This window comes from Halorubrum sp. GN11_10-6_MGM, assembly GCF_005435165.1.
In the GTDB taxonomy this organism is placed as follows: Archaea; Halobacteriota; Halobacteria; order Halobacteriales; family Haloferacaceae; genus Halorubrum.
Genome location: NZ_SGUC01000006.1, coordinates 23161 through 43630, shown reverse-complemented (window position 1 = coordinate 43630; position 20470 = coordinate 23161). Strand labels below are relative to the sequence as shown.

The 20470-nt window shown below is 68.9% G+C and carries 17 protein-coding genes; 5 read left to right on the top strand and 12 right to left on the bottom strand.

Going from position 1 to position 20470, the window contains the following annotated elements; translation table 11 throughout:
• Positions 1-35 precede the first annotated feature (35 nt).
• Positions 36-614 (bottom strand): TIGR04206 family protein, encoded by a 579-nt coding sequence (locus tag EXE46_RS04790; protein WP_137687350.1) that lies wholly within the window; start codon positions 612-614, stop codon positions 36-38.
• 82 nt (positions 615-696) lie between these two features.
• Here EXE46_RS04790 and EXE46_RS04785 point away from each other — a divergent pair, with 82 nt between their 5' ends.
• Positions 697-1464 (top strand): hypothetical protein, encoded by a 768-nt coding sequence (locus tag EXE46_RS04785; protein ID WP_137687349.1) that lies wholly within the window; start codon positions 697-699, stop codon positions 1462-1464.
• A gap of 57 nt (positions 1465-1521) precedes the next feature.
• Here EXE46_RS04785 and msrB read toward each other — a convergent pair whose 3' ends face one another.
• Positions 1522-1932 (bottom strand): peptide-methionine (R)-S-oxide reductase MsrB, encoded by a 411-nt coding sequence (gene msrB, locus EXE46_RS04780; RefSeq protein WP_137687348.1) that lies wholly within the window; start codon positions 1930-1932, stop codon positions 1522-1524.
• Positions 1933-2021: 89 nt separating this feature from the next.
• Between msrB and EXE46_RS04775 the strand changes: the two genes are divergently transcribed.
• On the top strand, positions 2022-2258 hold the full coding sequence (locus EXE46_RS04775; protein WP_137687347.1) for a CDGSH iron-sulfur domain-containing protein: 237 nt from the start codon (positions 2022-2024) through the stop codon (positions 2256-2258).
• An 18-nt stretch (positions 2259-2276) separates the two neighbouring features.
• On the opposite strand, the gene EXE46_RS04770 is transcribed toward EXE46_RS04775, so the two are convergent.
• Both EXE46_RS04770 and EXE46_RS17695 read right to left on the bottom strand, forming a co-directional pair.
• Positions 2277-3362, bottom strand: a complete 1086-nt coding sequence (locus EXE46_RS04770; RefSeq protein WP_137687346.1) for a DNA topoisomerase IV subunit A — start codon at positions 3360-3362, stop codon at positions 2277-2279.
• Positions 3362-7537, bottom strand: a complete 4176-nt coding sequence (locus tag EXE46_RS17695) for an ATP-binding protein (RefSeq protein ID WP_137687345.1) — start codon at positions 7535-7537, stop codon at positions 3362-3364. The genes EXE46_RS04770 and EXE46_RS17695 overlap by 1 nt, the downstream gene beginning before the upstream one ends.
• 196 nt (positions 7538-7733) lie before the next feature.
• On the opposite strand from EXE46_RS17695, the gene EXE46_RS04760 reads away from it, so the two are divergent.
• Complete coding sequence (locus tag EXE46_RS04760; RefSeq protein ID WP_199234106.1) at positions 7734-8729, top strand: SDR family NAD(P)-dependent oxidoreductase; 996 nt, start codon at positions 7734-7736, stop codon at positions 8727-8729.
• A 24-nt stretch (positions 8730-8753) separates the two neighbouring features.
• On the opposite strand, the gene EXE46_RS04755 is transcribed toward EXE46_RS04760, so the two are convergent.
• Positions 8754-9293, bottom strand: coding sequence for a hypothetical protein (locus tag EXE46_RS04755; protein WP_137687344.1), 540 nt, complete (start codon positions 9291-9293; stop codon positions 8754-8756).
• Positions 9294-9410: 117 nt separating this feature from the next.
• Entirely contained in the window at positions 9411-9605 is a 195-nt protein-coding gene (locus tag EXE46_RS04750) for a cold-shock protein (protein ID WP_095635894.1), read from the bottom strand.
• 182 nt (positions 9606-9787) lie between these two features.
• On the opposite strand from EXE46_RS04750, the gene EXE46_RS04745 reads away from it, so the two are divergent.
• Together EXE46_RS04745 and EXE46_RS04740 are read left to right on the top strand one after the other, a co-directional pair.
• On the top strand, positions 9788-12466 hold the full coding sequence (locus EXE46_RS04745; RefSeq protein ID WP_137687343.1) for a heavy metal translocating P-type ATPase: 2679 nt from the start codon (positions 9788-9790) through the stop codon (positions 12464-12466).
• Positions 12467-12544: 78 nt separating this feature from the next.
• A complete protein-coding gene (locus EXE46_RS04740; RefSeq protein ID WP_137687342.1) occupies positions 12545-13201 on the top strand; it encodes an NAD(P)-dependent oxidoreductase in 657 nt (218 codons plus the stop codon).
• 41 nt (positions 13202-13242) lie between these two features.
• On the opposite strand, the gene EXE46_RS04735 is transcribed toward EXE46_RS04740, so the two are convergent.
• From EXE46_RS04735 to EXE46_RS04710, 6 genes are all read right to left on the bottom strand, one after another.
• Positions 13243-13518 carry a hypothetical protein gene (locus tag EXE46_RS04735; RefSeq protein WP_137687341.1) on the bottom strand — a complete coding sequence of 92 codons (276 nt, stop codon included), beginning with the start codon at positions 13516-13518 and terminating at the stop codon, positions 13243-13245.
• A 107-nt stretch (positions 13519-13625) separates the two neighbouring features.
• Positions 13626-14087, bottom strand: a complete 462-nt coding sequence (locus EXE46_RS04730) for a universal stress protein (RefSeq protein ID WP_137687340.1) — start codon at positions 14085-14087, stop codon at positions 13626-13628.
• On the bottom strand, positions 14087-15847 hold the full coding sequence (locus EXE46_RS04725; protein ID WP_137687339.1) for a VC_2705 family sodium/solute symporter: 1761 nt from the start codon (positions 15845-15847) through the stop codon (positions 14087-14089). Before EXE46_RS04725 ends, EXE46_RS04730 begins: the two co-directional genes overlap by 1 nt.
• The gene (locus tag EXE46_RS04720) at positions 15844-16380 is read right to left on the bottom strand and encodes a DUF4212 domain-containing protein (protein WP_137687338.1); all 537 of its coding nucleotides are present in this window, start codon (positions 16378-16380) and stop codon (positions 15844-15846) included. The genes EXE46_RS04725 and EXE46_RS04720 overlap by 4 nt, the downstream gene beginning before the upstream one ends.
• Before the next feature lie 111 nt (positions 16381-16491).
• Complete coding sequence (gene acs / locus EXE46_RS04715; protein WP_137687337.1) at positions 16492-18486, bottom strand: acetate--CoA ligase; 1995 nt, start codon at positions 18484-18486, stop codon at positions 16492-16494.
• Positions 18487-18612: 126 nt separating this feature from the next.
• Entirely contained in the window at positions 18613-20409 is a 1797-nt protein-coding gene (locus tag EXE46_RS04710; protein ID WP_137687336.1) for a bacterio-opsin activator domain-containing protein, read from the bottom strand.
• Between the last annotated feature and the right edge of the window lie 61 nt (positions 20410-20470).

Sequence of the window (20470 nt, the reverse complement as noted above, 5' to 3'; positions counted from 1 at the left end):
AATGGGCCGGGCGGGGTCCGGTCGCTCCCGGGGCGTCACCGAGCGACGATCCGGCGGAGATCGCCCCGGTAGAGTACGGCGCCGACGGCGAGCGTTGCGACCGCGCCCACCGGGAGGACCGCCAGCCAGCCGGCGGTGGTCCCGACGCCGAACCGCACGCCGAGACCCGCCGCGACCCACAGCGTCGCGGCCGCCGCGAGAACGAGGAGGCCGCCCGTGACCCGACGGTCCTCGCGCCCGAGCGCGACCCCGGCCGTGGCGCTCCCGGCCGCGGTCAGGTGGAAACCGAGGGCGAGCGGCCACGCCCGGATCGACGGCGGGAGCGTCGCGAACGGCCGCGGCTGGTCGAGGAAGTACGCCCACACCGGATAGCCGCCGAGCCCGGCCCCGTTGCCGCCGAGCGTCACGAATCCCCAGAGGCTCACAAGCGTCGGATCGCCGTCGCCGGGGACGACCGCCATCGGGACCGCGAGCAGCGCAACGACGAGGAGCCACTCGACGCGCGAACTCGCTGTCGGTCGATCCGGGCGCGACGCGGACCGGGTTCCGGACGTTGCGGTGGACCGCGCTCCGGACCCCGACGCGGACCGTGCGTCCCCGTCCGGCCTGTCCATGCGACCGCTTCGACGCCCGCGGGTAAGTATGGTCGGGACTCACACCCGATAGGCGTAACTCCGCCACGTCCGTACGCCGCGTGTGAACACCGACGACGGCGGCCACCACGACGCGGCGGTCGACGCGCTGGCGGTCCGAGAGTACGAGCGCGCGGGGAACCGCTACACTCGCGGCGGATGGCGCGTGCTCGCCGATCCCCGACCCGAGATCGACCCCTTCGGACCGGACGAGAAGGGCTGGGTCGGACAGGGGCTCCGGCAGTTGCTCGCAGCCACGGTCGCCTCCCGCGTCGCCGGCGTCGACGCGCGGGCCACGCAGCGGGCGGTCGAGGGGATCGCCGCGAGCCGGGACTTCGCGCGCGTCCTCGACGAGCCGGGACAGGCGGCCTGCCTCGCGGAGTTCGTCGCCGACTTCCGGGTCGCGGGCGCGCTCGACGCCGCCGAGGCCGCCTACGACGACGCCGCGGACCAGTACGTCGCCGCTGGCGACGCCGTCGACTCGCCGCAGGCGCTCGCGACGACGCCGCTCTTCGAGGCCGCGGCCGCGACGATCAAGCAGGTCGCGCGCGGGCAGGCCGACGGCGAGATCGCGATCGCGTGGGAGGACCTCCACGGGGCGGATCCAGACCAGCCCGGCGAGTTCCTCGCCCACCGCGCCCGATTCAAAAAGCAGCGGTTCCGGAGCCTCGTCGAGCGCGCGGTCGAGGACGGCCACCTCGCCGCGCCTCGCGGGACGACCGAGTACGACAACGAGTCGCATCGCTGTCCGCACTGCGGGTCGAACCACGTGAACTGGGCCGGCACCGGAGTCCTCTGTCTGCGGTGTTCGCGGCCGACCGAGCGGGTCTGACGGCCAGCGGCGAGGCGTCCCCGACGCGCGGCCGGACCCTCCCGAACCGTCTCCCGGCTACTCGTCGTCGTACTCCATCGCGACCGAGTTGATACAGAACCGCTTCCCGGTCGGCTCGGGGCCGTCGTCGAACACGTGACCGAGGTGCGAGTCGCAGTTCGCACACCGGACCTCGGTGCGACGCATTCCGTGGCTGGTGTCGACCTGCGTCGTCACCGACTCCTCCTCGGCGGCGTAGAACGCGGGCCAGCCGCAGCCGGACTCGTACTTCGTCTCGGCCTCGAAGAGGACGCTGCCGCAGGCGCGGCAGCGGTACTCCCCGTCCCCGGGGTGGTGGTCGACGTACTCGCCGGAGAACTTCGCCTCGGTGCCGCTCTCGCGCAGCACGCGGTACTCCTCCTCGGAGAGTCGCTCGCGCCACTCCTCGTCGGTCAGTTCCGTCGGGTCGCGCTCGTCGGTCTCGCTCATACCGCCCTTTGGCAGCGCACGGGCAAGGGGGTTGCGGCGGGACGACCCCCCGACGCAAGGCGTTTCCCCGTCGCGGTGAATCTCACTCCATGGCACGTGAGGTCACACACGAGGAGCGCGGTCCGGCGGTGCTCGACGACGACGACAAGGGCGACGACGGCCTGATCTACGTCTGCCGGTGCGGTCTGTCGGACTCGAAGCCGCTCTGTGACGGCTCGCACAACGCGACGACCGACGAGGAAGACGGTGTCGTTTACAAATACGCGAACGACGACGCCGACGGCGAGCGTCGGGCGATCGACGAGATCGTCTACGAAGACGAGTAGCTGCGCCTCGACCGCTGCTCAGAGGACGCCCATCTCCCCGAGCCGCTCGGGGAGGTACGTGTCCGTGACGAAGTCGAGGCCGCGGCTCGCGAGCGACTGCTGTTCGGACTTCTTCCCGATGTCGAGCTGGAGCTCGATCTGTTCCTCCCAGTAGTCGGTCTGGAAACGCGGGTCCTCCAGCTCCGATTCGAGCGCGTTGATGTCGGAGTCGGAGAGGGGATCGGAGGGGAGGTCGTACTCGACGATGTCCTCCGGCTGGATGCCGATGAACCGTGCCTCCGGCGTCGCGAGGTACTTCGAGAGGTGCGCGGACTTGATCGAGCCGTACGCCACGGAGCCGTAGATCCGGTAGGACCACGGGTCGCCGTCGGTGAACACCACGACGGGGAGGTCGAGCTCGTCGCGGAACCGCTTCGTCAGCCGCCGCGTGGCGCGCGCGGGCTGGCCGCCGAGGTGGACGACCAAGGCGTCGTGTTCTTCGTCGAACCCGTTCTCGACGAGCCGGTCGCGCATGCCGCCGGTCTCGACGCAGAGGACGAACTCGGCGTCGTTGTCGAGGAACTCGATCGTGTCCGGGTTGTTCGGGATCTGGTAGCCGCCCTGCCCCACGTCGAGCTGGCAGTGGATCTCGCGGTCGCCGCGGTTGGTCTGCTCGCGGATCTTCAGCGGGCCCATCACCTTCGCGCCCGACTCCTCCGGCCGCATGTGGAAGTCTTCGCGGGTGACGCCGGTGACGATCTCGAGGTCCTCCACGAGGTCGTTCGACTCGTCCTGGCTCTTGAACTGCGCCTCGTCGTTGTCCCACGACTCCGAGAGGTAGTACAGCTCACGGAGGGTCGATGATCGGTCCTCGTCGAGCTGTCCGGCGAGGAACTCGATCGTGTAGGCGGCCTTCAACAGCTTGCGCGCGCCCCGCACCGAGTTGGCGCTGCGCGTCGAAGTGCGGTCGCCGTAGGTCCAGACGCCGCTCTCCTCGTCGTACTCGATGTTGCTCTTCGTCCGGGTCGGGAGCGTCATCTCCGGGATCTTCCCCCCGGCGAACTGGTCGTAGAAGTCCGCCGCCAGGTCGATCAGCTCGTCTCGTGCGTCGCTTTCGGTCGTCATTAGGCGTTCACCGTGAGTTTCTCCGTCTCCACGCCGCCGACGCTGACCTCGAACTCCGCGTCGCCGTCGACCGCGTACGTCAGTTCCCGCTCGTCGCCCGAGGGGACTTCGGGCTTCCACTGGACGAACCACTCGCCGTCCATGTCCACCACCGTCCCGTCGGAGAGGTCGGTCGGCTCCGCGGAGACGATGTCCGTGATATCCAGCTGCTCGTTCACGTCGGAGTGGTTCTCGACGACGAGCGTCACCGTCTCGCCGTTCACCTCGCGCTCGACGCTCACGTTGTTCATGATCCGCGCCAGCGCGCCGTCGATATCGGGGCGCGGTCGGCCCGTGACCTCGCTCACTTTGTCGGCCATCTCCGGGAGGATCTTGCCGAGCACATCCTGTTTCTCCCGGCGCTGTTGCATCGAACGCCGCTTGTTGAGGTACGACTTCAGCTCCCGGGCCGCCTCCCGCACCGCGAGCTCGATCTCGTCTTCGATTGCCGGGACGTTCGCGAGCGCGTCCTTCGACTCGCTCGTGAACGGGACGTTCGTGGAGGCGACGTGGATGCTAATGACCGCCGGCCCGTTGGGCATCCCCGAGCCGCCGGGCTGGTCGAGCCCGTAGTTCCGCCAGCCGATGTTCTTTATCACGTCCGTCGTCGCGCAGGCGCCGCGCTGGTAGACGAGCGGGACGCGGTTGGCGAACCGGAGCAGTTCGACCGACCCCTCGGCGGGTATCTCGCCGCCGTAGGCGATGCCCGCCTCGACGATGAACGGGTCGCCGCCGTGGACGTCGGCGTCGCGGGTCGCGGCCGCGTAGAAGTCGGCGTCGTACTCCTTCCGCAGCCCGGCCTCGACCAGCTCGGCCGTGATCGGCGCGAGGCAGTCGGTCGGCGGCGCGAGGATGTCGGTCGTCCGCATCGCGTCGAGCAGGTCGGCGGCGGCGTCGCGGCTGCCCGCGATCGACTTCACCTTCGGCGGCTCGTCCGGGACCGTGCGCGCCCGCGACCAGAACGCCTCGACGACGTTCTCGCGGGCGGTCTCGCCGAACGTCGCGTCGCGCTGCTCGGCGACGAACCCGGCCGCGTCCGCGACGAGCCGTTCGAGGTCGTCGCGGGTGATTCGGAACGCGTCGCCGTCGAGGTTCTCGAACCGGCGCGCGAGCGCCTCGGCCATCGCCCGGACCGCGGCGTCGTCCTTCCGCGTCGACGTGGCCTCGTCGACGAGGGCGTAGGCGTCGGAAACGAGCGGCGACTCGTCGCTGCCGTCGGCGTCGTCGTCCTCCCCGCCGGACTCGGTCGTGTCCGCGGCCTCCTCTCCGCCGATCCCCGTGACCGCCCGCCACGCGGCGGCGACGGCGTTCTCTCGGACCGTCCCGCCGAACGTCTTGCCCGTGTCGGCCTCGACCGTCTCCGCGACGTTGTCGACTATTTCGGCGAGCTCGGAGCGGGCGATCCGATCGTTGTTCCCGACGGTCTCGGCGACGCCGTCGGCGAAGGCGCTCGTCGCCGCCGCGCCCTTGTTCGCGACCGCCTCGGCGACCGCGCCCGCGACGTCCCGGTCGTCGTGCGCCCTCGGCGGCGTCCACGCGAGCTCGCGGCCGTAGTAGACGTCGCGGAAGTTGTCGATCACGCTGTCTGCGGTCTTCTTCCCGACGCGCGTGAACTCCTCCTGTAAGAATCCGGAGACCGAGTACGACTCGGTCGCCTCCAGCATCTTGATCAGCGCGCCCAGCTCGACCCCGTGCGGGTGCGGGCGGATCTCCTCCGTCTCCGCCGGGAGCTCGTCGGTCGCGCGCTCGAACTTCAGCGGCTCGTCGAGTCCGGGCTCGCGCAGTTCGAGCCGGGCGTGGGGGTTGACGACCGCGGTGTGTTTCACGTAGTCGTGGAGCTGCTGGCGGGCGCGCATGTTCGCCTCCATCTCCAGCTCGATCCGGGTGCCGTGCGGTCGGTCCCACGTCGTCTCCTCGTCGGCCTGGATCTCCGGCTCGTTCGTGTCCGTGTCGATGATGAGCTCGAAGTACTGCGCCCGCGACTGGCCCTTCGGCCGCGAGGTGATCTTCGCCGGCTGGCCGGAGGTCAACTGGGAGTACAGCACGGCCGCCGAGATGCCGATCCCCTGCTGGCCGCGACTGTTTTTAACGCTCAGTGCGCCCTCGTTGGAGACGACGAAGTTCTCGTCGGTTCCGGATTCCCCGGGGACGGAGATGTCGTACACGTGTTCTGGCGGCTCCGTCTCGGTCACGCTCTTCACCGAGAGCAGACACATGTCCGTGTCCGTAATTCCGTGTAGATTGGTGACCGTTTTCCAGAGCGATTCGAGTGCGTCGGTCGCGAAGCCTTCGTCGTCGAGGAGTCCGTACTCCTGTAGGTTGTGTGCGTACCTCGGCTCGTCAACCCGTTCTCCGTCCAGAGCGCGCTCGATCAACGAGGCGTACGTTTCTGCGTGCTCCCGCTTCGATCCGATCCCGGCACCCATCAGCAATCCGGGAATCGTGTCCGGAACCGTCTCGGTGCCAGCGTCGCTGACGCGCACATCGTCAAGCAGCGCCGTCGGGACTCGTTTGTATTGCTGAGTCCGCACCGATTCCGAGTCTTTGAGCGCGTCGACGACGTCGATATCCGAACCGTACACTTTGGTTCGATACTTCGTGGAGATGCCATCACCGTACCCGTTGTCGTCCTCCGAAACCTCCGTGCTCGCGAGGACGCCCTGCATGTTCCAGAGCGTCGAGAGCTGCCGAGCCAGCGTCTCGCTTCGCGTCGTGTGAGAGAGTTCGTTGCTCGGGTGGGAATCGGATCCGTCTCCCTCGTATAGTGCCCCGATGAACCGGTGCTGGAGGTCCGAGTCGAGGTCGAACACGAATCCCGGAACCCGCTTGTTCTCGGCGGCGTCGCCACAGACGGATTTCAAGAACAGCGCCAGTGGCGAACCGAACGCCTTCACGCGAGTCGAGTTGCGCTCACGTTCTACCGTCGTCGTCGACCCACCTATCGTCTGTATCGCCTGTTCTGTCGCTTCGATCAGATTCGATTCGTGGCTTCCGAACGTGAATCCGACTTGTCTCGGTCCCGCGTGCCCCTCCGACACGTAGTACGCCAACATCTCGACCAACGACTCGTCGACCGGTAGCGACACCGGGAGCGTCGTCTCGTCACCGCCGACCCGATACGTCTTAAACTCACAGTCGGCCGCCTTCTCCTCCCAACCGAGTTCCAAGACCGTCTCCGCCGGGAGATACCCCTTTTCCAAGTAGTTCTGGTCGAGGCTGTCCTTCAGAATCTCAACGCCGTCGTACCGGTAGTACGTGCGCTTTCGGTCGCTCTCGTCCGACGGCTTCCGTCGAATCGTCTCTCCCGTCTGGAGCGTCTCAAGCGTCTCTCGGTCGAAGCCGTAGACGTAGACGCGCCGATCGGCAACCTCCTCGGGTATGAGGTGCTCGAGGAGGTTGATTTTCTCGACGCTCCGGTCGGTCGATGGTAGCGTACGGGGCGTGAGAAGTGTGTCTCCTGATTCAAGTTCGCTGGCCTTCACTTCGCGTGTGTTCCCGTTCGAATCGACGCTAAACACGCTGTGGTTCCCGGTAACCTCAACCGTTCTCCCCTTTTGGGTCTCGATCTCGTAGGTTCGCTCGTCAGTCTCGTGGCGAATCGCGTGAGTGACCGGCTGCCAACTCATCTCCTGTGTTTCGCGATTGAACGACGGGACTTCTATCTCGTCGGGTATCGGGGCTGTTCCGTCGCCGTCATCGGGAAGATACGCGTCACAGAGCACTCCGATGGGGATGTACTCGACGTTTCCGCCCCGTCTGACGAGCAGTTGTTGGTTCGGGGTTAGTGACTGCTCGCGGGCGTGGAACCGGCTCCCATACAGGAGCTTCCCGAACACTTTCGGCAGCTGTTCTTTCGTGATGCCCGGCCCGTTGTCCTCGATGACGAGCCGGTAGTAGTCGCCCACCTCCTCGATCTCGATGTAGATGTCGGGGAGGTACCCGGCCTCCTCGGTCGCGTCGAGGGCGTTGTCGACCGCCTCCTTGACGGCGGTGACGAGCCCGCGGGCGCCCGAGTCGAACCCGAGCATGTGTTTGTTCTTCTCGAAGAACTCGGCGATGGAGATCTCGCGCTGGCCCTCGGCCAGCTCCTCCGCGATCCCCTCCTCGTCGCCGATCGTCGACTGGAAGGACGTCATTCGGTATCCCTCCCTTCCACCGAGGCACCTAAAAACGCACCGCCGGCGCGGTGAAAGTGTATCTCGCCGTCAGACGCTCTCTCGTCCCGCTGTTCGGTACGGTGTCGCACGGCTCGCCGTCGGCAATCCCGAACCCGAACGGGCAACGTCCGATCCCGCCGACAGCTTTCTCCCCTCGACGTCCCTTCGATCGGCCATGTCAGGATGGACGGCCGACGAGATGCCGCGATTGGACGGGAAGACGGTCGTCGTCACGGGCGCGAACAGCGGGCTGGGGTTCGAGGGGACGCGCGCGTTCGCCGCGAAGGGCGCGACCGTCGTGATGGCGTGCCGGAGCGTCGAGCGCGCCGAGGACGCGGCCGACGAGATCCGGGCGGACGCGGGGGGCGAGGTCGACGGCGCGCTCGACGTCCGCGAGTGCGACCTCGCCTCGCTCGATTCGGTGGCGTCGTTCGCCGACGGGCTCGCGGCCGACTACGACGCCGTCGACGTGCTCTGCAACAACGCCGGCGTGATGGCGATCCCGCGGAGCGAGACCGAGGACGGCTTCGAGACGCAGTTCGGCGTCAACCATCTCGGACACTTTGCGCTCACCGGACGACTGTTCGACCTCCTCGACGCGGCCGAGGGGATCGGCGGGGACGGGGCGGCGCGCAGCGCCGCTGGAAGCCGGACGGAGTCCGGCGACGCGCGCGTCGTCACCCAGTCCTCGGGCGCCCACGAGCAGGGCGAGATGGACTTCTCGGACCTCAACTGGGAGCGGTCGTACGGCAAGTGGAAGGCGTACGGGCGCAGCAAGCTGTCGAACCTGCTCTTCGCCTACGAGCTACAGCGGCGGCTCGACGCGTCTGAGGACGTAAGCGGCGTCCGCAGCGTCGCCTGCCACCCCGGATACACCGACACGAACCTCCAGATGCGGACCGCCGAAGAGAGCGGCAACCCCCTGATGAAAGTCGGCATGAAGGTCGCGAACGCCGTCCTCGGGCAGGACCCCGACGTCGGCGTCGAACCGATGCTGTACGCGGCGACGACCGACATCGACGGCGGGGCGTACGTCGAGCCCGGCGGGTTCATGAACATGCGCGGGCACCCGACCGTCGGCCGGTCGAACGACGCCTCCTACGACCGCGAGGACGCGCGGCGGCTCTGGGAGTACTCGACCGAGGCGACGGGCGTCGAGTTCCCGGTATAGCTCGTCTCGCCGCGGGCCCGCACCTCAGTGGAGCGTCCCCTCCCGGACGTGCGCGTCGTGCGCGAACAGCGCGTACCCCACGTCGACCGCGCGGTACCCCGTTTCGTCGGCGATCTCGCGGATCGGCCCGATCATCGTCACGTAGTCGGCGGCGTCGAACGACTCCTTCCGTCCGTCGAGGTAGCTGAGTCGCTCTAAGGACGCCCAGACGCGCGTGTCGACGACGGCGTGGCGGTCGCCGTCGAGCGCGGCCAGCACGCACGACGCGGTCGGCGGCTTGAACCCGGCGAGGCCGGTGATCAGGTGGACCGTCGAGAAGTCGCCGTCCACGGCGCGCGCGTTGCGGGTCACCTCTCGGCACCGGCCCTCGGAGTTCTTCTCGACGTGGTAGGCGCTCCGGGTCGACGACTCGTAGGCGATCTCGTACAGCTGTTCGCGCGTCAGGTGTCCCTGCGACCGATACCGCTCGCCGAACTCGTCGAGCCGCTCCGGGAGAACGCCCTGGGTCTCGGCGTAGCGGTCGAGGTTCTCGGCCACGAACGCGTCGAGGTCGTCGACGGGCATGCGTTGTTTTCGGCGCTCGGCGAGGAAAACCCCGGCGCCGTCGCTCGCGGTGAGAATATACGCGGAACGCGTTTCGAGAGCTGTCCGAGTTCGCCGGTAGCGGATGCCGCGACCGAGCTACAGTCGAGTGAGGTTCTTCGCGCGCGGACCTTTGTCCGCCTCCTCGATCTCGAACTCTACCTCCTGTCCCTCCTCGAGGTCCGGGCCGCCGACGTCTTCCATGTGGAAGAACACGTCCTCGTCAGCGTCGTCAGTCTCGATGAATCCGTAGCCGCCGGTGTCGTTGAAGAAGTCGACCTTGCCTGTCGCCATCGCAGCCTAACAGTCACCCGACGTGGGCATAAGTGTTGTGTGCGCCGTTTACGCCGAGCGGAAATCGGACCAAAATCGGCCGACACCCGTGTTTCACTTTGTATTCCAAATTTCGACTCGCCTCTGGCTTTGCTTCCGAATGGGAAAACGCACTAAGGGAGTATCCCGTAGTAGTACCCAAGATGAGTACCAGAACAACCCACCTCGACATCACGGGGATGAGCTGCGCCAACTGCTCGGCGACGGTCGGCGACGCCGTCGAGTCGATAGACGGCGTCGAGCGGGCGGACGCGAACTACGCCACGGACGAGGCGACCGTCGAGTTCGACCCGGCGACGACGTCGCTCGCCGCGATCTACGACGCGATCGAGGACGCGGGCTACGGCGCGGTCTCCGAGAGCGTGACCGTCGCGATCACGGACATGAGCTGCGCGAACTGCGCGGACGCAAACCGCGACGCGCTCGAAGGCGTGCCCGGAGTCATCGAGGCCGACGTGAACTACGCCACGGACGAGGCGCAGGTGCGGTACAACCCCGCCGAGACCTCGCTGTCGGCGCTGTACGACGCCGTCGAGGAGGCGGGCTACTCGCCGGTCCGCGAGGGCGACGGCGGCGAGGGGGAGGACGCGGATGGGGGAAGCGGCGGCGACTCGGGCGAGAGCGCGCGCGACGCCGCACGGAACGCCGAGATCAGAAAACAGCTCCGGCTGACGCTGTTCGGCGCCGTGCTCGCCGCGCCCCTCCTCTTTTTCATGGTCGACAAGCTCCTGCTCGGGGGAACGGTGATTCCGGACCGGATCTTCGGCGTCAGGGCCGAGTGGGCGCAGTTCGCGCTCGCGACGCCGGTCCAGATCGCGCTCGGCCGACCCTTCTATAAGAACTCCTACAAGGCGCTCGTCACGAACGGGCGCGCCAACATGGACGTGCTGATCGCCCTCGGCTCCACGACGGCGTACGTCTACTCCGTCGCCGTCCTCCTCAACGCGGTCGCCGGGAGCGTCTACTTCGACACGGCCGCGCTCATCCTCGTCTTCATCACGCTCGGCAACTACCTCGAAGCCCGCTCGAAGGGGCAGGCCGGCGAGGCGCTCCGGAAGCTGCTGGAGATGGAGGCCGACACCGCCACCCTCGTCGACGAGGACGGCGACGAGGAGGAGGTCCCGATCGACGAGGTCGAGGTCGGCGACCGGATGAAGGTCCGCCCCGGCGAGCAGATCCCGACCGACGGGGTCGTCGTCGAGGGGCAGTCCGCCGTCGACGAGTCGATGGTGACCGGCGAGTCGGTCCCCGTCGAGAAGGAGGAGGGCGACGAGGTCGTCGGCTCCACCATCAACGAGAACGGGCTCCTCGTCGTCGAGGCGACGAAGGTCGGCGCGGACACCGCGCTCCAGCAGATCGTCCAGACGGTGAAGGAGGCGCAGTCCCGCCAGCCCGACATCCAGAACCTCGCGGACCGCATCTCGGCGTACTTCGTACCGGCGGTCATCGCCAACGCCCTGCTGTGGGGCGTCGTCTGGTTCCTCTTCCCCGAGACGCTCGCCGCGTTCGTCGACCGGCTCCCGCTGTGGGGCCAGGTCGCGGGCGGCCCCGCCCCGGTCGGCGGGACCGTCTCCGTGTTCGAGTTCGCGATCGTCGTGTTCGCCTCCTCGGTCCTGATCGCGTGTCCCTGCGCGCTCGGGCTCGCGACGCCGGCCGCGACGATGGTCGGGACCACCATCGGGGCGCAAAACGGCGTCCTGTTCAAGGGCGGCGACGTCCTCGAACGCGCGAAGGACGTCGACACCGTCGTCTTCGACAAGACCGGGACGCTCACCGAGGGCGAGATGGAGCTCACGGACGTGGTCGCGGTCGGCGACGACGGCGGAACGCTCCCCGACGGCGGCGCGGTCGTCGAGGGCGGCGACGACGCGGAAGCCGACGATGCGGAGACCGACGACGCGACGGCGACGCCGGAAGACGAGATCCTCCGCCTCGCCGCGAGCGCCGAACGCGGGAGCGAACACCCCCTCGCCCGCGCCATCGTCGAGGGCGCTGAGGCGCGCGGTCTCGACCTCGCCGACCCCGCGGAGTTCGAGAACGTCCCCGGGCACGGCGTGAAGGCGACGGTGGACGGCGACGAGATCCTCGTCGGCAACCGGAAGCTCCTGCGCGACGCCGGAATCGACCCCTCGCCGGCCGCGGACGCGATGGAGCGGCTCGAACGCGAGGGGAAGACGGCGATGCTCGTCGCCCGCGTGCCCGCCGGCGCCGACGAGGGGGAACTCCTCGGCGTCGTCGCCGACGCGGACACGGTCAAAGAGAGCGCGAAAGACGCCGTGAGCCAGCTGAAAGAGCGCGGCGTCGACGTGATGATGATCACGGGCGACAACGAGCGCACGGCCCGCGCGGTCGCCGAGCAGGTCGGGATCGACCCCGAGAACGTCCGCGCCGGAGTCCTCCCCGAAGACAAGTCGGACGCGGTCGAGGAGATTCAGGCCGACGGTCGGAAGGCGATGATGGTCGGCGACGGCGTCAACGACGCGCCGGCGCTCGCGGTGGCGCACGTCGGCACCGCCATCGGCTCCGGGACCGACGTGGCCATCGAGGCCGCCGACGTGACGCTGATGCGCGACGACCCGCTCGACGTCGTGAAGGCGATCCGGGTCTCGGACGCGACGCTTCAGAAGATCAAACAGAACCTCGTGTGGGCGCTCGGCTACAACACCGCGATGATCCCCCTCGCGTCCCTCGGGTTGCTCCAGCCCGCCCTCGCGGCCGGGGCGATGGCGTTCTCTTCGGTATCGGTGCTGACGAACAGCCTCCTGTTCCGCCGGTACGATCCCGACCGGGACTACGTGCTCTTCGGGGTCCTCCGGCGCTGATCGGCGGCCGACCGCGTCTAACTTCTTTTCGGCGTCCCGTCCCGAAGTCCCAAGACGACCCGGCGCGTACGCGGAGCCATGACCACCCTCCTCGTCGTCGGCGGCAGCGGCTTCATCGGACGCTCGGTCTGTCGGTTCGCGGTCCGCGACGGCCACGAGGTCCGCAGCGTCTCGCGGAGCGGCCGCCCGGACGTCGACGAGGCGTGGACCGACGAGGTCTCGTGGACGAGCGCCGACCTCTTCCGGCCGAACGCGTGGCGCGACCGCCTCGACGGGGTCGACGCCGTCGTCCACGCCGTCGGAACGCTCACCGAGGCGGCGACCGACGGCGTCACCTTCGAGCGCGTCAACGGCGACGCCGCCGTCATCGCGGCGCTGGAGGCGGAACGCGCCGGCGTCGACGCGTTCGTCTTTCTCTCCGCGACCGCGAAGCCCCCCGGCGTCCGAGCCGCCTACCTGACCGCCAAGCGCCGCGCCGAGACCGCGATCGCCGACCTCGATCTCGACACGGTCGTCCTCCGGCCGGGACCGGTGTACGGCGAGGGCCAGCCGCACGTCCCGGCGGTCGTCGACCGGGTCCTCCGGTTCGTCGCGAGCGCGCGACCGATCGCGTCGCGGCTCGGCGAGTCGCGGCCGCTCTCCGTCGACACCGTCGCGCGGGCGACGTACCGCGCCGCGTTGAACCCGGACGAGCGACTGCTCGACGTCGGTGACATTCGCGATCTCGCCGGGTGACCGACCGCGGACGAACGAGACCGACCGCTCGCGGGGCGGCGTCAGCGCGCGCTGCGCTCCTTGGCTATCTCCAGCGAGATGAAGAAACCGAAGTACGCGGGGATCCCCGCGAGCATGAACATGTACAGCACCCACCGCGGCGCCGTCGGGAAGACGAAGTCGTACAGGATCGACGCGAGCCCGACCCAAGCGAGCGCGAACAACAGGTCCTGCGCCATGCCCGTGCCGTTCTCGCTGAGGACGGTTCGGGCGCGGTCGGCGACGCTCGGGTCGGTCGGCTGGTCGTCGGGCGTCTCCGGGGCGTCCGAGTCGGGCATGTGGTGAGTGTGTGCGAGGAGTTACGTCGGTGTTGCGGAATCGCGCGGCGTCGACCGCGCGGCGGAACGGTTCGCGGGCCGGGCGGCACGGTCCCGGCGCGGCGGCCTCAGTCCTCGTCGAGGTAGTCGACGACGAGGACGGGGACGTGCGTCGAGCGCAGCGTGCGCTCCGTGACGCTGCCGAGCAGCGCGCGCCGAACGCCGGCCCGCCCGTGGCTCCCCATCACGATGAGGTCGATCTCGTGGTTCTCGGCGTAGTCGGCGATCACCTTGTGCGGCCGACCGCCCGAGACGTGTTCGACGACGTCGACGCCGCGGTCGGCGCCGCGGCCGGCGACCACGCCGGTCGCCTCGTCCGCCTGCTCTTTCAGCTCGCCCATCTCGTCGAACCGACCCTGCTTGAGCCGGTCGACCTGCTCGGTTCCGAGGCTGAAGTTCACCGAGTCGATGTCGACCACGTACAGCGCGTGGACCTCCGCGTCGTACTTCTCCGCGAGGTCGAGCGCGTGGTCGACGGCGGCCTCCGCGACGTCGCTGCCGTCAGTGGGGACGAGGATGCGGTCGTACATCACCGCTCCCCCTCCTTGGTCGCGGCCGCGTCACCGCCGTCGGCGCGCGCGTCGTCAACTGCGCGGCCGCCGTCGGTCGCCACGTCCTCGCCGCCGTCGGCGGCGACGACGTCCTCGGCGGTCTCCTGTTGCCCCATCGGCTCGGGGCTGTGACACTGCCGGACGATCCGCTTCGTCTCCAGCGACGGCTCGTCGGTCGCCATCGAGACGGCGATGGTGACCGCGAACACGATCGGGAGCGTGATGAGCGCCGAGCCGATGGCGGGCATCCACGTCGCTAGCCCCGCCGACAGCGGCGCTTCGAGCGAGCCGATGTACGTCGGGACGATCTGGTTGATCATCGGGATCGACCAGAGCGTCAGCCCGGTGGTCATCCCGGCGAGCGCCCCCTGCCGGTTGGCGTTCTCCCACCACATGCCGAGGAAGAACATCGGGAACAGGACGGAGCCGGCCAGCGAGAACGCGTAGCCGACGAGCGCCGCGATCGAGGAGGCGGGGTTCAAGGCCGCCAGCGTGGTCAGCGCGCCCAGCGCGACGATCGAGAGGCGGCCGACGAGGATCTGCTGGCGCTGCGTCGCGTCCTCGTTGATGATGTTCGTGTAGATGTCGTGGCTGATCGCCGAGGAGCCGGCGATGAACAGTCCGGCGACCGTCGCGATCGCCGCGGCGATACCGCCCGCCGCGACGATGCCGACGAACCAGGACGGCAGCCCGGACAGCTGTGCCGCCAGCACGACGATAACCTCGCTGGCCGCGCTCGTCATGCCGGGGTCGCCGTACGTCGCGCCGACGTTCTGCGAGTAGAGGTCGGTCCCGAACGCCGCGAACGCGGGCGCGCTCCAGTAGAGGATACAGATGAAGAACAGGCCCCACACCGTCGACCAGCGGGCGGTCCGCTCGCTCTCGACCGTGTAGAACCGGACCAGCACGTGCGGCAGCCCGCAGGTGCCGACGATCAGCGAGAACGTCGTCGCGACCCAGAGGTAGTAGCTCGACGAGGCGAACGGCTCGGAGAACTCGCTGCCGAGCTGGCTGATCAGCGCGCCGTACTCTAGCTGCGGTAACACCGTGGAGTAACCGTTGGTGTAGCCGACCACGAACAGCCCGACGACGAACGCGAGGATGAGGATGACGTACTGGACCGCCTGGTTCTTCGTGGCGCCCAACATTCCGGACAGCGTCAGGTAGCCGACCGTGATGACCATCATGGCGACGACCATCACTTGGTACCCGTCCAAGCCGGGGACGAGAGCCCCGTAGTTACCGAAGATGTACAGACCGACCAGCGCCATCCCCTTCGCCTGCCCGATGGCGTAGACGAAGCCGATGAGGAACGTCGTCACCGCCGCGATGGCGCGCGCGGTGTCGGAGTTGAACCGGTCGCCGACGAAGTCAGGCGCCGTGTACTTCCCGAACCGACGCAGCTGCGCGGCGAGGAAGATGAGGAGGATGAAGTACCCCGTCGTCCAGCCGACGACGTACACCAGCCCGTAGAAGCCCGCGAGCGCGATCGACGCCGCCATGCCGAGGTACGACGCGGCCGACATCCAGTTCGCCCCGATCGCCATCCCGTTCTCGACGTTCCCGATGGAGCGGCCGGCGACCCACATGTCCTCGGTGTCCGCCACGCGGAAGACGAACCCGATCGTGAGGAACAGCCCCAGCATGCCGATCACGAGGACTGCCGGGCCGATCTTGAACGAGATGTCGAGGGCTTCGGGCAGGAGTTCGCTCTGTAGGAGGAGTGAACTCGGCGTCATTCGTCGACCCCTCCGTCCGCCGCAGCGGCCTCAGCGCCGCTCACGCTCTCCGTCGGGGTGTCGTGTTCGATACCGTACTTCTCGTCGAGCGCGTCCCGCTTTCGCGAGTACCAGAACGAGAGGATCAGCGCGCTAGTCGGTGCGCCGAACGCGACGAGGAAGTAGTGGAGCGGGAACTGTAAGATCGGCATCGACTGCGTCATCGGGCCGGGCGCGAGTCGCGTCAGCGTTACCGGCCCCCACACCGCGAGGACCCAGATGGCGAACCCCGTCCAGACGATACGGAGGTGGTCGCGCATGTACGGCGTACTCGGATTCAGGATGTTCACCTCCGCGCCGAGGTAGTCGGTGTCGTTGTGCGCCTGTGCCGCACCCGTGGCGACGCCGCCGTCGGTGGCCGCGTCGCCAGCTGCGCGGCCCCCGTCGGTGACCGCGTCGTCAGCTGCGCGGCCACCGTCAGTGACCGCTTCGTCGGCTGCGCGGCCCCCGTCGGCGACCGCGTCGTCCGAATCTTGTGAGCTATTGTTTGTCATGTGTCGTGGTGTGTATGGTCGTGGTTTGTTTGTACGATTTTATCGTGATATTTGTTTGCCGCGCCGTGCGCTTCGTCTGTTTCGGGCGTGCGGAAAACGGGTCGCCGAGCGCTACTCGGCGTCGGCCTTCTGTTGGATCTCCTCGACGATCTCCGGGTTCCGGAGCGTGCTCGTGTTCCCGAGCTCCTTGCCGTCGGCGATGTTCTCCAGCAGGCGGCGCATGATCTTTCCGGACCGGGTCTTCGGCAGGTCGGGCGTGAACACGACCTGCTCCGGCCGAGCGATCGGCCCGATGGCGTCCTCGACGCCCGCGACGATCGCGTCGCGGAGCTCGTCGGTGCCCTCGTAGCCGTCCTCGGTCGTCACGTAGGCGTACACCGCCTCGCCTTTGATGTCGTGGTCACCGCCGACGACGGCGGCCTCCGCGACCCCCTCGACGCCGACGATGGCGGACTCGATCTCCATCGTTCCGAGCCGGTGGCCGGAGACGTTGAGCACGTCGTCGACGCGACCGAGGACGGTGATGTAGCCGTCCTCGTCGATCTTCGCCCCGTCCTCCGGGAAGTACACCCAGTCGTCGGGGTCGTCGCTATCGGTGTCGGAGTACTCCGCCCAGTACTCCTCGATGTACCGCTCGTCGTTGTTGTACAGCGTCCGGAGCATGCCGGGCCACGGCTTCTGTACCGTGAGGTAGCCGGCTTTTCCGGGCTCGACTTCGTCGCCGAGCGTGTCGAGGATCTGGACGTCGAGCCCCGGCAGCGGCGGGCCCGCGGCGCCGGGCTTCATGTCCTTGACACCGGGCAGCGTGGTCACCATCATCCCGCCGGTCTCGGTCTGCCACCACGTGTCGACGATCGGGCACTCCTCGTCGCCGATGTGCTGGTAGTACCACTTCCACGCGCGCGGGTTGATCGGCTCGCCTACCGTGCCGAGCAGCCGCAGCGAGGAGAGGTCGTGACGGTCGGGGTACTCCGACCCCCACTTCATGAACGCGCGGATGGCCGTGGGCGCCGTGTACAGCTGCGTCGCCTCATACTCTTCGACGATCTCCCAGAGGCGGTCGCGCTCGGGGTGGTCCGGCGTCCCCTCGTACATCATCGTCGTCGTCCCGAGCGAGAGCGGCCCGTAGACGATGTAGGAGTGGCCCGTGATCCAGCCGATGTCGGCCGAACAGAAGTACGTGTCATCCGGCTTGATGTCGAGGACCGACTGCGAGGTCCACGACACCCAGGAGAGGTAGCCGCCGGTCGTGTGTTTCACGCCCTTCGGCTCTCCGGTCGTCCCCGAGGTGTACATCAGGAACAGCATGTCCTCGGCGTCGCGGGTGACCGGGTCGACCTCGGCGCCCTCGTGTTCGGCAACGAGGTCGGCGTAGTCGAGCTGGTCGTCGCCGAGGTCGTGACCGAAGCCGTCGCCGTTCGGGCCGAGCCGGTCGACGACGACCGTGGTCGTGTCGTGGTCGACGCCCGCGAGCCCCTCGTTCGCCTTGTCGAGGTGGTCGAGCGGGTCGCCGCGGCGGTAGTAGCCGTCGCAGGTGACGAGGTACTCCGAGTCCGCGGAGTTCATCCGCGTCGCGAGCGCGTCCGCCGAGAACCCGGCGAACACGACGCTGTGGGGCGCGCCGATGCGCGCACACGCCAGCATCGCGATCGGCAGCTCCGGGATCATCGGCATGTACATCGTGACCACGTCGTCCTCCTCGACGCCCTGCTCCCGGAGGGCGGCCGCGAACTCGTTCACCTCGCGGTGAAGCTCCTCGTAGGTGTACGAGCGGTCGTCTTCGTCGACGGGCTCGCCGACCCACTCGATCGCGACCTCGTCGCCGCGCTCGTCGAGGTGTCGGTCGAGGCAGTTCGCCGACGCGTTCAGCTCGCCGCCGGTGAACCACTCGTAGAACGGCGGGTCGTCGTCGTCGAGCACCTGATCGTACTCGGTTTCCCACTCCAGCAGGTCGGCGGCCGTCTCCCAGCACTCGGGCCAGTTCTCCTCGAACTCCTCGTATATGTCCGGGTCGGAGACGTTCGCCTGCTCGACGAACGACTCCGACGGCTCGAATACCTCTTGTTCCGCTAATCTCGCTTCCAGTTGGCCGTCTCCCTCTGTCATGGTACGGTCGTATCCAACCAATATCGGCATATAAACGCTGACGCTAAATACGAAAAACCGTGACAGACTCCGGCGGGTCGGGCGCGTGGCGGGACGCCGCCGACCGGAGTCACCCCCGCAGGTCGCTCACCCGCCCGGCGGGGCCGCCCGCTCGTCGGCCGCTCGATCCGGTCGGTCGGAAGCGTTCTCGAAGACGCCGTCGAGGAGGGCTCGCTGGGCCTTTCGCAGGTGGTTGTGGAACGTCGGCGAGGAGACGTCCATCGCGTCGGCCACCTCCTCGGCCGTGCTCCCGCGCGGCCAGTCGAAGTAGCCGCCGTGGTACGCCGCCGACAGCGCGGCCCACTGGCGGTCGGTGAACCGGTCGGCGATCCCGTCCCGCAGCGAGGACTCCGCGCGCGGCGAGCGCGCGACCGACTCCTTGCTCGCGAGCCTGACGTCTGCGAACCGGTCCCGGAGCCCGTCCGCGACGGGACGGACGTTCGTCCCCTCGGGGAAGTCCGCGACGACGCGGACCCGACCGTCGGCGGCCGACGCGTCGCGCACCGTCGCGCCGTGGTCGACGAGCGCCCTGACGAGCGACCCGTCCGCGAGGCGCAGCGACGCCGAACAGCCCTCCTCTCGGGTCTCTATCACCCGGAAATCGGAGACCCCCGTCGCCGTCTCGACGATCGCCGCGACGTCCTGCGGCCGGGCTCCGTCCACGGAGAGGTACGCCCGCGAGACCTCCTCGTCCACGTCGACGGTCGAGGTCAACTCGATCCGGCAGTCCAGCCGGTCGCTCGCGCGGGCGAGGAACGCGGCGTCGTCGGTGGTGTGGAACTCGACTTCGGTGACCGCGTCGGAGTGGAGCAGCTCTCGCCACCTGTCGGCGGTGATAGCCCGGCCGAGACACCCGCCGAGCGCGGCGAGCGCCCGGCGTTCGGACTCGTCGATCGAGTCGTCGCCGTCGGCCGCGACGACGCAGAGCGCGCCGTGGGCCACGCCCTCGTAGGCCGCGGGAACCGCGACCGCCGGCCGACCGCCGGTCTCCCGCCGACCGTCGGTGGCGGCGGGCGCGCCGTCCGGTATCGCGTCCAGCCACGGCCCGCCGGCAGTCACGCCGCGGTCCGCCAGCGTCTCTCGATCGACGCCCGCCGCCGCGGTCACGTCCGCCCGGTCGCCGCCGACCCCACGGCGGACGACCCACGCCTCGGCCCAGCGGTCGGCCTCGGTCAGCCCCGCGGTCACGGCCGCCGCGGGGGCCGCGGACCCGGGGTCTGCGAGCGCCTCGAACCCCGTCAACGCCGCCGTCACAGTCCCCTCAAGCGGCGCGTCACCCGACCGTTCGTCGCCGGCGATGGCGGCCGCGAGCGCCTCGCCGTCGAGGGGGTCGAGGTACGGGTCGAGCGTCCCGAGCGACTCCCAGCCGCCCGCGTCCCGAACGGCGCGCGGGTCGACGCCGCGGTCGACGAGCTGGCGCCGGGCGAACGTCTTCCGAAGGGCGCTCGGGGTGACCCGCTCGTCGAGCGCGCCGTCGGCGAGGTCGGCCGCGCGCGCCGCGGTCTCGCTGACGATCATCTGGACGCGGCGGGGCGAGACGTCGACGTACGGATCTCCCTCGCCGAGCCCCTCGCTCGTCGCGTACCGATCGAGGTCGGCCGCCAGCGAGGCCGGAACCACGGTCTCGCGGTCGATCGGTTCGCCGCCGGCCGCGGGGGGGCTCCCGCTTCCGTCCCCTCCCTCGTCGCCGTCGCCCACCGGAACGGCGAGGAGGCGCGCGTCCGCGACCGACTCCGCCTCGCGCAGGTGTCGCGGGGCGACGCGGGTTATCTCCTCGGTTCGGAGCCCCGCCTCGCCCGCCAGCCTGACGACCAGCGCCGCGCGATACGTCTCCGCGGCGGTGACGAGCGCGTCGTAGGCGTCCGCGTCGAGGCCGTCGACCATTCGTTTCGGGACTCAATGAGCAGCCGAAAGAAAAAATTTCCGGTGGAAACGGCGTCTACGG